This is a genomic window from Cryobacterium sp. CAN_C2 (genome assembly GCF_015751745.1).
GTDB lineage: Bacteria > Actinomycetota > Actinomycetes > Actinomycetales > Microbacteriaceae > Cryobacterium.
Window position 1 is genome coordinate 98,718 of sequence record NZ_JADOUX010000013.1, and the last position, 9,589, is coordinate 108,306.

A 9,589-nucleotide genomic window follows, 5' to 3' on the forward strand; every position below is an offset into this window, starting at 1 on the left:
GGCATGCGCATTGCCACCTGGAACGTCAACTCTATTCGTGCCCGATCCGGGCGAGTCGTCGACTGGATGGAACGTGAGGACATCGACGTTCTCGCCATGCAGGAGATCAAGTGCAAGCCCGAGCAGTTTCCGTCGCAGGCGTTCGAAGATGCTGGCTACGACCTCGCCATTCACGGCCTGAGCCAGTGGAATGGCGTGGCTTTTGCCAGCCGTGAACCGATGACGGATGTCGTCACCGCTTTTCCGAATATGCCCGGCTTCCAAAAAGGTGCGGTTGGCCCCGACCAGCCACTCGAGGCGCGCGCGCTCGGGGTGACCGTGAACGACCTGCGACTGTGGAGTCTGTACGTGCCGAACGGGAGGTCGCTCGACGACCCGCACTACGCCTACAAGCTGGCCTGGCTGAACGCCCTCAAGGCGCACGCGGCCGAGGAGCTCACCGCCCACCCTGCGCTCGCTCTGGCCATGATGGGAGACTGGAACGTCGCTCCCCGCGACGAGGATATGGGCGACCCGGGTTTCGTTCCCGGCCAGTCGACCCACATCTCGCCCGAGGAACGTGCGGCGTTTGACGCCTTCGAGGACGCCGGGATGGCCGATGTCGTGCGGCCGATCGTGCCGGAGGGGTTCACCTTCTGGGACTACAAGCAGCTGCGGTTTCCGCGCAACGAAGGTATGCGCATCGATTTCATCCTGGGGTCGCCCGCCTTCGCCGACCTGGTGACGGATGCCAGCATCCACCGCAACGAGCGCAAGGGTGACGCACCGAGCGACCACGTGCCGGTGCTTGTCGACCTCGACCTCGGTGGCGATGACGACGACCGCCCGATGATCTTCTAGGCCAATCAGGGATACTGGGGCAATGACTTCACGAGAGTCGGATCCCGACGCTTCGGTACCACCCCCGCCCGCGTCAGAATCCGTGACCGTTTCCATCACCCGCACGGTCGATCCGGCGCGTTTCACCGAAGCGAGCGAGTGGGTGCAGTTCGGCATCAACCTCGCCCACACATATCCCGGCTTTCTCGGGTCGGGCTGGGTGCGCGACAGCGAAGATTCCGCCACCTGGAACATGCTGTATCGCTTCTCCAACAGCGACAGTGTGGAGGCCTGGGAGAATTCTGACGAGCGCACCGAGTGGCTCGAAGCGGGCACGGACCTCGTTCTCGACGCCCGGGTAGAGAAGCGCACCGGCATCGAGGGCTGGTTCGACACCGTGCAGCAGGCGCCCCCCGGCACCCCCGCACTGCTGCCACCGCCGCGGTGGAAGCAGGCGATCAGCATTTGGCTAGGTTTCTTTCCGGTCAACCTCATTTTCACGCTGCTCGTGACCTGGCTCGTGCCCGGCTGGAGCGATCTGGCGACGGCCCTCAAGGTACTGCTGACCACCCTCGCTCTCACGCCGCTGATGGCCTACTTCGTGCTGCCCTGGGTGACACGGATGCTGCGCCCCTGGTTGCAGAGACAGCCCCGGTCCCGCTGATTGTGCTGAGCCCGTACCAACACCAAGGGCACCCGTCCTGGCCGTCTGGCCGAGGGCAGGTGCCCTTGGTGTGCGAGGTGTCCGTCGTGCGAGGTGTCTCTTAGGCGGAAACCATTTCGGGAACCTTGTAGTTCGCATGGGCCTGTTCCGCAGCGGCGTCGAATTCGGCGTCGATCTCGGTGTTCGGCTTGTACGTGGCCAGCGAGACCACGACGGCAACCAGCAGGCTGGCGGCGAAGCCGGGCACGATCTCGTACATGATGCCGCTCAGCGGGGAGTTACCCCAGATGAAGACGACGACGGCGCCGGTGACCATGGAGGCGAGCGTGCCCCAGGTGGAGAGCTTCTTCCAGTACAGGGAGAGAATGACCACCGGTCCGAACGCGGCACCGAAACCAGCCCAGGCGAAGCCGACAAGCTCGAGGATGGTCGCGTCGCGGTTCAGCGCGATGAGCCCGGCAACGACCGCGACGAGCAGCACGCCGAGACGGCCGAGCATAACCATCTGCTTGGACGAAGCGTCTTTCTTTCCCACGATTTTATACAGGTCCTCGACCAGCGCCGAGGATGAGACGATCAGCTGCGAGGAGATGGTACTCATGATGGCGGCGAGCACGGCGGCCAGCACGAGGCCGGCGATAAACGGGTGGAACAGTGTTTGCGAGAGCAGCAGGAATACCGTTTCCGGGTTCGCCAGGGTGAGCTCGGGGTGCTGCTGGAAGTAGGCGATGCCGATGAGGGCAGTGGCAACAGCACCGAGGGCGGTGACGATCATCCAACCGATGCCGATCCGGCGGCCGGCCTTGGCATCCTGCGGGGTACGCATGGCCATGAAACGCACGATGATGTGCGGCTGGCCGACATAGCCGAGGCCCCAGGCTGCTGCGGAGATGACGCCCAGCACGGATCCGCCCGCCGTCAGGGAGAGCAGGTCTGGTTTGAACGCGCGAATCGAGTCGAGGGTGGCAGTGATTCCGCCGGTCGCGTCGAGGGCCACGAGGGGCACCGCGACGAGCGCGAGGAGCATGAGGATTCCCTGGGCGACGTCGGTGAGGGTCGCGCCGAGGAAGCCGCCGAAAAGCGTGTAGAGCAGGGTGACGCCGCCGACGATGAGCATGCCGGTGAGGAATGTGGAGCCGAAGGAGTTCTCGAAGAACACACCACCGGCGACCATGCCAGAAGAGACGTAGAACGTGAAGAACACCAGGATGATGACGCCGGAGACCACGCGCAACAGGCGCGACGTATCCTTGAGTCGGTTCTCGAAGAAGCTCGGGATGGTGATCGAGTTGTTGGAGACCTCGGTGTACGAGCGCAGCCGCGGTGCCACGAACTTCCAGTTCAGCCAGGCGCCGATGGTGAGGCCGATGGCGATCCAGGCCTCAACGAGACCGGACACGTAGATGGCTCCCGGAAGACCGAGCAGCAGCCAGCCCGACATGTCGGAAGCGCCGGCACTCAGCGCGGCGGTGCCGGGTCTGAGGCCGCGGCCGGCGAGCATATAGTCGTCAAGATCTTTGGTCTGCCGGAAGGCGAAGTACCCGATGGCGACCATGCCAGCGAGATATAAAACGATCGCAATTATCTGAAAAGTTTGATCCGTCAATGGGATTCCTTTGTTGGGATGCCCGACGTACAGGACGTGAATGCCCGGGATGCGGGCAAGCTCAAAGAGCCAGTCTCGCAGAAATATGGTCATGTGGCCAAAAGACACTAACCATTTGCCCCTGTAGCGAGCTGAAAACCGAGGCCAACCCTGACCACGGGGGCGCAGACAAAGGCACCAGATGACCACAGACGGCGGGTGAGAGCAGTTGGCTCTTCCGCTTCTCCAGCAAATTGGATACAGTATACAGATGAGTTGGAATGATAGTGAGGCACCCGGTTCCGGGCCGCTCGACGGCATCCGTGTCGCCGATTTCTCCCGCGTGCTGGCGGGGCCATTTGCCACGATGATACTCGCGGACTTCGGCGCCGACGTGATCAAGATTGAGCATCCGCTCGGCGATGACACCCGCGCTTGGGTACCACCGGTCGACGAGAACGGCATGGGCAGCTACTTTGCCAGCGTCAACCGTAATAAGCGCTCGGTCGTGTGTGACCTGCGCACCGACCGCGGACTGGCCGAGGCACGCGCTCTCGCGCTGCGTGCCGATGTCGTGATCGAGAATTTTCGCCCGGGAGTCATGGAACGGTACGGCCTGGACTACGCGACGCTGAAAGCCGAGCGCCCTGAACTGGTCTACTGCTCGATCACCGGGTTCGGCCGCACCGGCGGCGCCGCACTGCCCGGCTACGACCTGCTCGTGCAGGCCGTGGGCGGGCTCATGAGCGTGACCGGCTCCCCCGATTCCGAACCGAGCAAGGTCGGCGTCGCTCTGGTCGACGTTCTCACCGGGCAGAACGCGGTCATCGGCATTCTCGCCGCGCTGCGCTCCCGCGACGAGACCGGCCGCGGCCAGCGGGTCGACGTGAACCTGCTCTCCTCTCTGCTCGCCGGGCTCGTCAACCAGGCCTCGAGCACCCTCGCCACCGGCGTCGCCCCCAAGCGGCTCGGAAACGCACACCCGAGCATCGCGCCCTACGAGACGTTCCGCACCCTGGACGACCCCATCGCGGTCGCCGTCGGCACCGACAAACAGTTCAGTGCCCTCGTTCAGGTGCTCGGGGTGTCCGAACTCGCGACCGACACGCGCTTCGGCAGCAATGCAAGCCGCCTCGCGCACCGTGCTGTGCTGAAGGCGATGCTCGAGGAACAGCTCGAGACGCGGCCGGCCGTCGAGTGGACTGCCCGGCTGTCGGCCGCGCGGGTGCCCGCCGGAAAGGTGAATTCGATCGCCGAGGCGCTCGATCTGGCCGCTCTACTCGGCCTGGCCCCCATCGTGCCGGTCACGGATGCCGCTGGTTCCCGCGTGAGCCGCCAAATCGCCAACCCGATCGGGCTCTCCGACACCCCCGCGCGCTATCTGCGCCCGCCGCCCCTGCTCGGCGAGCACACCGGTGCGACGTTCTTCAATAAAGAGGGCGCGCTGAGCGCTCTCGACGCGTGATAGCTCGCGACCCTTCTTGATCTCGAAAAGCCGACCGTAATCATCCGCTCCACTGACCGAAAGACGACTCATGACTACTGCAGTCCTCACTAATGCCGAACTGACCGAAATCGACCCCACCGATGCTGCCGACCTCGTGGGCATCGATTCCCTACTGACCGAAACCGAGATCGCCCTGCGCAACGATGTGCGCGCCTTCGTCAACACGACCATCAAGCCGAACATCGCCGGATGGTACGAGAGGGCGGCCTTTCCGCTCGAAATCATTCCGCAGATGGCCAAGCTCGGCCTGCTCGGCATGCACCTCCAGGGCTACGGCTGCCCGGGGCGCAGCTCGGTCGAGTACGGCCTCGCCGCGCTCGAACTCGAAGCCGGCGACTCCGGGCTACGCACCTTCGTCAGCGTGCAGGGATCGCTGGCGATGAGCGCCATCCACAAGCACGGCTCCGAGGACCAGAAGAACGAGTGGCTGCCGCGCATGGCCGCCGGTGAGGTCATCGGCTGCTTCGGACTGACCGAGCCCACCGCGGGCTCCGACCCGGCGAGCATGACCACCTTCGCGCGCCGCGACGGCACCGATTGGGTGATCAACGGCACCAAGCGCTGGATCGGCCTCGCATCGGTCGCGCAGGTCGCGATCATCTGGGCGATGACGGATGAGGGGATCCGCGGCTTTGTCGTGCCCACGAACACCCCAGGATTCGCCGCGACGCCGATCGAGCAGAAGCTCTCGATGCGTGCCTCCATTCAGTGCGAGATTGAGCTGACCGAGCTCCGCCTGCCCGATTCGGCCATGCTGCCGAAGGCGCGCGGCCTGCGCGGACCGTTCGAGTGCCTCAATGAGGCCCGGTACGGCATCGTCTGGGGCGTCATGGGCGCAGCCCGCGACAGCTACCTCACGGCGCTGGCATTCTCCCAAGAGCGGATGCAGTTCGGCAAGCCGCTCGCCAGCTACCAGCTGACCCAGCAGAAGCTCGTCAACATGGCTCTCGAAATCAACAAGGGCACCCTGCTCGCGCTGCAGCTCGGCCGCCTCAAGGACGCCGGCACTCTCGCTCCGCACCAGATCTCGGTGGGCAAGCTGAACAATTGCCGCGAAGCCATCGCCATCTGCCGCGAGGCGCGCGCAATGCTCGGTGGCAACGGCATCACCCTCGAGTATTCCCCGATGCGCCACGCCAACAACCTGGAGAGCGTGCGGACCTACGAGGGCACCGACGAGGTGCACACCCTCATTCTCGGTCAGCACATCACCGGCATCGCCGCCTTTCGCTGAGACGCCTGGATTGCTGAAGAAAGGATATTGAGCATGCCATTTTCTGAGCGAACCCCCCGGCCGCCGACCGTTCCTGCGTTCGTGCTCGGCGAGCTGCGGCGCCTGATCGCGGTCGGCGAGTTGGTGCCCGGCCAGCCGTTGCGGCAGGAAGACCTGGCTGAACGCCTCGGCGTCAGCCGGGTTCCGGTGCGGGAAGCGCTGAACACGCTCGAATCCGAGGGGCACGTCGTGCACGAGCCACATCGCGGTTACCGCGTGACTGAGCTGTCGCTCGCCGATCTGCTCGAGGTGTACCGACTGCGCCAGCTGCTCGAGGCGGAGGCCGTTCGCACCACGATCACCGCCGGCAACGCTCGGGTGCTCGCCGATCTGCGCGCGGCCGGCGCCGAGGTGGAACGGGCCAACGCGGCCGGTGATCTGCTCGCCATGAACGAAGCCAACCGGCGATTTCACTTCGTGCTCGTGACCCAATCCGGGCTGCCCCGGCTCGAACGCATTCTGCGGGCCCTCTGGGATTCAACCGAGGCCTACCGCCGGCTCTACTACGAAGAGTCCGGTAACCGGGAGCGCGTCGAACACGAGCACGCGGCAATCGTCGACGCATTCGCCGCCGGCAACGCCGAGCTCGTCATTCGCCTACTCGACGAGCATCGCGGTCATGCCACGACGGCCCTCGGCGCACTGCTGCCGATCTAGCCTGAGCCGACGCTGGCCTCAGATCACGCCACGCGAAAGGCGAGGTCGGCGACCCCGTCGATGCCCGCGGTGACAACGCTTTCTGGCTCGATCCGGCCGACGCCTGCGGGCGTGCCGGTGAAAATGAGATCACCGGGCCGCAGCGTGACGAACCGAGAGAGAGCGGCGATCACGTCGGGCACCGGCCAGATCTGATCCGCGAGGTCGCCATCCTGGCGGGTCTCGCCGTCGACGTCGAGCCAGATGCGGGCCGCAGTGGGATGGCCGATAGCGCTCGCGGCGACGAGGGGGGTGCAGGGTCCAGAGAAATCGAACCCTTTGGAGAGGTCCCAGGGGCGACGCAGGGCCTTGGCGGCGTCCTGTAGGTCGCGCCGGGTGAGGTCAACGCCGGCGCCGTAGCCGAAAACGTGGGTGAGGGCATCCGCTGCCGCAATGTCGGCGCCACCGACGCCGATCGCGACGACAAGTTCCATCTCGAAGTGCAGGTTGTCGGTCGCCGGCGGGTAGGGAACCAAGTGCGGAGCAACGCCGCGCGGGGCAACACCCTCGGTGATGGCGAACACCGCGTCAGCCGGCTTGGTGAAGAAAAACGGCGGCTCCCGGTCGGGGTCGTCACCCATCTCGCGGGCGTGCTCGGCGTAGTTGCGTCCCACGCAATAGACGCGGTTCAGGTAGTACCGCTCGGTCGAGTGCAGGATCGGTAAACTCGTGGGTTCGGGTGCGGTGAATGGGCTGGAAGCAGACATGGGGTCCTTTCTGGAGTCAGGCAAGCAGTGCGGCGATCACGAGCAAAGCGGGCATCGACGTGATCGTGGTGAGCAACACGGTGTCCCGGGTGACGACGAGAGCCCGGTCGTAGCGTGATGCGAAGTTGAAGATGTTCTGAGCGGTCGGCAACGCCGACACGGCGACCACGGCGAAGAGCTCGGCGCCGTCGAGGTCGAACATGAAATGCCCGAACAGGTACGCGATGATCGGCATCAGCACGACCTTGATCACGGTGGCAGCCACGACCTGTCTGCGCCCGGTGCCGGCTTTGAGCAGGCGTTGGCCGTGCAGGGACATGCCAAACGACAACAGCACCATGGGGATGGCCGCACCGCCGATCAGTTCGAACGGCGCCAGCACCGGGTCCGGCAGTGTCGTACCGGAAAGCGCCACAAGAACCCCGGCGAGCGAGGCGAGAATCATCGGATTACGAAACGGCTGCGTCAAGATCGCCACGAACGAGGCCCGTCCGCGGGTCGTGACATCGAGCACCGCCAAAATGGTCGGCGCCAGAACCACCAGCTGCAGCAGCAGCACCGGTGCCACATACTGGGCGCTGCCGAGCACGTAGAGAGCCACGGGCAGCCCGATGTTGTTGGCGTTGACGTAGGTCGCGCTCGACGCTCCGAGCACCGTATCGGCCAGCGGCGTGCGAAAGAACAGGCGGGCGAGGGCGACGTAGAGCAGGACACCCACCGCGATGGTGCAGACGATGGTGACCAGGAACTCGGAGAACAGCACCGAGACATCCGCGTGGGCGAGCACGGTGAACAGCAACGCGGGAGTCGCGACGAAGAAGGCCATGCGGTTGAGCACCCGACCGGCGCCCTCCCCGATAATGCCGAACCGCTCAACGAAGTACCCGATCAGGATCACAAATCCGATAATCGAAAACCCAACCAAAACCCCGACCATTATGCTCAGCCTAGGACCTCGCCCGGCCGTTGGCCCGCGCGGCTCTTTCGGGCGGGTACGCCGCGTTGCTACGCTCGTTGCATGCCCCGACTTGACGTTCCTGGCGCTTCCCTCTACTACGAGGCTCAGGGCGACCCCGGCTCGCCAGCCCTGTTGCTGATCCATGCCGGGATCGCGACCCTGCGCATGTGGGATCCCCAGGTCGCGGCCCTCGCGGCGAATCATTACGTCATTCGCTTCGACACCCGCGGTTTCGGCCAGACGACGACCGAGAATGTTGAATTCTCCAACCGAGCGGATGCCACGGCCCTGCTCGATCATCTCGGCGTCGATCGCGCCACCCTCATCGGGTGCTCGCGTGGCGGCACGATCGCGATCGACCTTGCCGTGGAGAGCCCGGAGCGGGTCGCCGGCCTGGTCACGATCGGGTCAGGGCCGAGCGGGTTTCCCGATGTGGAGCTCACCGAGCGTGAGGACGCCCTGTTCGACAAGCTGGATGCGGCGTTCACCGCCCACCAATGGCCGCGGCTGGCCCGGCTCGAGGTTGCGCTCTGGGCGGTCGGACCGACCCGCAAGGCGGCCGATGTCGACTCGGCCTTTCTGACCCTCGCGCAGGAACTCAACCTGCGCAACGTGGTGCACGCCATGGATGCCCCGATCTCGATTCCGCTTGAGCCGCCCGCATTCGACAGGGTCAGTGACATCGACGTTCCGGCGCTGGTGACCGTGGGCGAGCTCGACGTCACGTCGTCGCTGGCCCACTACGAATTCCTGTTAGAGATACTGCCGCAGGCGAGCGGATGCACATTCCGTGCCGCGGCCCATCTGCCGAGCGTGGAGCATCCGCTCGAATTTCAGCGCGTACTGATCAGCTGGCTCGCGACCAACAACCTGTGATCGGGGCGCCGCCTCGTTTAGAACGGTTGGGGGTGGGGGTCGTCGAAGTGGCAGGGAGAGTTCCACGGGTCGCGCACGGGCGGGCTAGCTGGGTTCGTCGGTGGCGCGTTTGAGTCGGGTGGCACCGTTTGTTGGGGGTGTGGGCTGATGCGGGTGGCGGGGTCGGTGGCGTAGTGCTTACCGGCGGGGCTGACCCAGTGGAGGGTGCCGTCGGGCAGTGCGGTCGGGGTCCACGCGCTGAAGTGTTTGAGGTTATGGTTGGCCGGGCAGAGGTGAAACAAATTGGTGGCACTGGTCGCGCCGCCGAACTGTTTATCACGGGTGTGGTCGAGGTCGCTGTGCCTGGCGGCGCGGTTGCAGCCGGGAAACCGGCAGGTGCCATCTCGCAGTTGCAGGTATTTCTTCAACGCGGCCGGCACCCGGAACGGGGTTGCGCTGACATCGAGCACGATGCCCGTGTGCGGGTGGGTGAGGATGCGCAGAAAACTTGTCGCGGTGCCGGCG

Annotated in this window: 10 protein-coding genes; 6 read left to right on the top strand and 4 right to left on the bottom strand. The window is 65.2% G+C overall.

What is annotated here, in order from left to right:
- Positions 1-3: 3 nt before the first annotated feature.
- Together IWX77_RS11570 and IWX77_RS11575 are read left to right on the top strand one after the other, a co-directional pair.
- Entirely contained in the window at positions 4-840 is an 837-nt protein-coding gene (locus IWX77_RS11570; protein ID WP_196844663.1) for an exodeoxyribonuclease III, read from the top strand.
- A gap of 22 nt (positions 841-862) precedes the next feature.
- Positions 863-1,483: an antibiotic biosynthesis monooxygenase gene (locus tag IWX77_RS11575; protein WP_196844664.1), complete on the top strand. Its 621-nt coding sequence runs from the start codon at positions 863-865 to the stop codon at positions 1,481-1,483.
- A gap of 100 nt (positions 1,484-1,583) precedes the next feature.
- Here the strand turns inward: IWX77_RS11575 and putP are convergent, their stop codons facing one another.
- The gene (putP, locus tag IWX77_RS11580; RefSeq protein ID WP_297413512.1) at positions 1,584-3,089 is read right to left on the bottom strand and encodes a sodium/proline symporter PutP; all 1,506 of its coding nucleotides are present in this window, start codon (positions 3,087-3,089) and stop codon (positions 1,584-1,586) included.
- 250 nt (positions 3,090-3,339) lie between these two features.
- Between putP and IWX77_RS11585 the strand changes: the two genes are divergently transcribed.
- The 3 genes from IWX77_RS11585 (at position 3,340) to IWX77_RS11595 (ending at position 6,505) form a co-directional block, all read left to right on the top strand.
- The gene (locus IWX77_RS11585; protein WP_196844666.1) at positions 3,340-4,533 is read left to right on the top strand and encodes a CaiB/BaiF CoA transferase family protein; all 1,194 of its coding nucleotides are present in this window, start codon (positions 3,340-3,342) and stop codon (positions 4,531-4,533) included.
- A gap of 70 nt (positions 4,534-4,603) precedes the next feature.
- On the top strand, positions 4,604-5,809 hold the full coding sequence (locus IWX77_RS11590) for an acyl-CoA dehydrogenase family protein (RefSeq protein WP_196844667.1): 1,206 nt from the start codon (positions 4,604-4,606) through the stop codon (positions 5,807-5,809).
- Between the two features lie 33 nt (positions 5,810-5,842).
- Positions 5,843-6,505 carry a GntR family transcriptional regulator gene (locus IWX77_RS11595; RefSeq protein ID WP_196844668.1) on the top strand — a complete coding sequence of 221 codons (663 nt, stop codon included), beginning with the start codon at positions 5,843-5,845 and terminating at the stop codon, positions 6,503-6,505.
- A 23-nt stretch (positions 6,506-6,528) separates the two neighbouring features.
- On the opposite strand, the gene IWX77_RS11600 is transcribed toward IWX77_RS11595, so the two are convergent.
- A complete protein-coding gene (locus IWX77_RS11600) occupies positions 6,529-7,251 on the bottom strand; it encodes a fumarylacetoacetate hydrolase family protein (RefSeq protein ID WP_196844669.1) in 723 nt (240 codons plus the stop codon).
- Between the two features lie 16 nt (positions 7,252-7,267).
- Positions 7,268-8,188 (bottom strand): AEC family transporter, encoded by a 921-nt coding sequence (locus IWX77_RS11605; RefSeq protein WP_196844670.1) that lies wholly within the window; start codon positions 8,186-8,188, stop codon positions 7,268-7,270.
- A gap of 81 nt (positions 8,189-8,269) precedes the next feature.
- Here IWX77_RS11605 and IWX77_RS11610 point away from each other — a divergent pair, with 81 nt between their 5' ends.
- Positions 8,270-9,085: an alpha/beta fold hydrolase gene (locus IWX77_RS11610; protein WP_196844671.1), complete on the top strand. Its 816-nt coding sequence runs from the start codon at positions 8,270-8,272 to the stop codon at positions 9,083-9,085.
- 17 nt (positions 9,086-9,102) lie between these two features.
- Here the strand turns inward: IWX77_RS11610 and IWX77_RS11615 are convergent.
- Positions 9,103-9,589, bottom strand: a 487-nt coding sequence (locus tag IWX77_RS11615; RefSeq protein ID WP_196844672.1) for an HNH endonuclease signature motif containing protein, incomplete at its 5' end; no start/stop codon positions are given.

Excerpts from the sequence above, each read along its gene's own strand:
- IWX77_RS11570 (WP_196844663.1), top strand. The coding sequence starts at position 4 with ATGCGCATTGCCACCTGGAACGTCAACTCTATTCGTGCCCGATCCGGG.
- IWX77_RS11575 (WP_196844664.1), top strand. The coding sequence starts at position 863 with ATGACTTCACGAGAGTCGGATCCCGACGCTTCGGTACCACCCCCGCCC.
- IWX77_RS11585 (WP_196844666.1), top strand. The coding sequence starts at position 3,340 with ATGAGTTGGAATGATAGTGAGGCACCCGGTTCCGGGCCGCTCGACGGC.
- IWX77_RS11590 (WP_196844667.1), top strand. The coding sequence starts at position 4,604 with ATGACTACTGCAGTCCTCACTAATGCCGAACTGACCGAAATCGACCCC.
- IWX77_RS11595 (WP_196844668.1), top strand. The coding sequence starts at position 5,843 with ATGCCATTTTCTGAGCGAACCCCCCGGCCGCCGACCGTTCCTGCGTTC.
- IWX77_RS11600 (WP_196844669.1), bottom strand. The coding sequence starts at position 7,251 with ATGTCTGCTTCCAGCCCATTCACCGCACCCGAACCCACGAGTTTACCG.
- IWX77_RS11605 (WP_196844670.1), bottom strand. The coding sequence starts at position 8,188 with ATGGTCGGGGTTTTGGTTGGGTTTTCGATTATCGGATTTGTGATCCTG.
- IWX77_RS11610 (WP_196844671.1), top strand. The coding sequence starts at position 8,270 with ATGCCCCGACTTGACGTTCCTGGCGCTTCCCTCTACTACGAGGCTCAG.